Source organism: Pseudomonas viridiflava, from assembly GCF_900602065.1.
In the GTDB taxonomy this organism is placed as follows: domain Bacteria; phylum Pseudomonadota; class Gammaproteobacteria; order Pseudomonadales; family Pseudomonadaceae; genus Aquipseudomonas.
In genome coordinates, this window is sequence record NZ_UWFN01000126.1 from 1 (window position 1) to 279 (window position 279).

Here is a 279-nt window from a genome sequence, read left to right on the forward strand (position 1 = left end):
CATTGAGCAAATGTAAACCGCCCCAGCTATCAGAAACAGCCGGTTCAATCACTTCAGAACCGGCTGCCTCCTATGGCTGGCGTTTGTGGTGGTTCGCCCTAGGCTGGCACATTTGAAGCTTTCTGGGTTGCATTCGAACCCTCGGTCGCAGCGCTGACGCCTGCCGTGACCGTGGTTATATTGACTGCATGCAAACCCTTCGGGCCCTGGGTAATCTCGAAGCTGACCGGCTGGCCCGCCTTGAGTGTTTTGTATCCATCCATGTGGATAGCCGAATAA

General features: G+C 54.8%; 1 protein-coding gene. It reads right to left on the reverse strand.

The window, feature by feature from the left end; translation table 11 throughout:
• Positions 1-98: 98 nt before the first annotated feature.
• The coding region (locus EE949_RS08270; protein ID WP_122663868.1) for a cold-shock protein at positions 99-279 on the reverse strand (181 nt) is incomplete at its 5' end.